The sequence below is a fragment of the Bradyrhizobium sp. PRIMUS42 genome (genome assembly GCF_023006515.1).
Taxonomy (GTDB): Bacteria; Pseudomonadota; Alphaproteobacteria; order Rhizobiales; family Xanthobacteraceae; genus Bradyrhizobium.
In genome coordinates this window covers 1-1,043 of record NZ_JALBGZ010001248.1, presented here as the reverse complement: position 1 = coordinate 1,043, position 1,043 = coordinate 1, and the positions used below count along the sequence as shown (strand labels likewise).

1 protein-coding gene is annotated in these 1,043 nt (G+C 66.3%); it reads left to right on the top strand.

Annotation, left to right across the window (positions count from 1 at the left end):
* The coding region (locus MOV75_RS39430) for a translation initiation factor IF-2 (RefSeq protein ID WP_247008243.1) at positions 1 to 1,043 on the top strand (1,043 nt) is incomplete at both ends.

The following is a 1,043-nucleotide window of genomic DNA, read 5'->3' as shown; positions in this document are numbered from 1 at the left end:
CCCACCCACAAGCCCGGCCCGCAGAAGGAGCGCGGCCGCCTGACGGTCGTCACCGCGCTCAATGCCGATGAGGTGCGCGAGCGTTCGATCGCCTCGTTCCGCCGCCGCACCCAGCGCCTGAAGGGCCACGCCTCGAACGAGCCGAAGGAAAAGCTCATCCGCGAGGTGGTCATTCCAGAAGCGATCACGATCCAGGAACTCGCCAACCGCATGGCCGAGCGCGCGGTCGACGTCATCCGCATGCTGATGAAGCAGGGCGCGATGCACAAGATCACCGACGTGATCGACGCCGACACTGCCCAGCTGATCGCCGAAGAGCTTGGCCACACCGTCAAGCGGGTTGCCGCGTCCGACGTTGAGGAAGGCCTGTTCGACGCCATCGACGATTCCACCGACACCGAGACACGCTCGCCTGTCGTGACCGTGATGGGTCACGTCGACCACGGCAAGACCTCGCTGCTCGACGCGCTCCGTCATGCCAACGTGGTCTCCGGCGAGGCCGGCGGCATCACCCAGCATATCGGCGCCTATCAGGTGGTGTCGCCCGAGAGCGGCAAGAAGATCACCTTCATCGACACGCCCGGCCACGCCGCGTTCACCGCGATGCGCGCCCGCGGCGCCAAGGTCACCGACATCGTCGTGCTGGTGGTCGCGGCCGATGACGGCGTGATGCCGCAGACGATCGAAGCCATCAACCACGCCAAGGCGGCGCGGGTGCCGATCATCGTTGCCATCAACAAGATCGACAAGCCCGACGCGAAGCCCGAGCGCGTGCGCACCGAGCTGCTCCAGCACGAGGTGCAGGTCGAATCGTTCGGCGGCGAAGTCGTCGACGTCGAAGTGTCCGCCAAGAACAAGACCAATCTCGACAAGCTGCTCGAGATGATCGCGCTCCAGGCCGACATTCTCGACCTCAAGACCAATTCGGAGCGTCCGGCCGAAGGCACCGTGATCGAGGCCAAGCTCGATCGCGGCCGCGGCCCGGTCGCGACCGTGCTGGTCCAGCGCGGCACGCTCCGGGTCGGCGACATCATCGTCGCAGG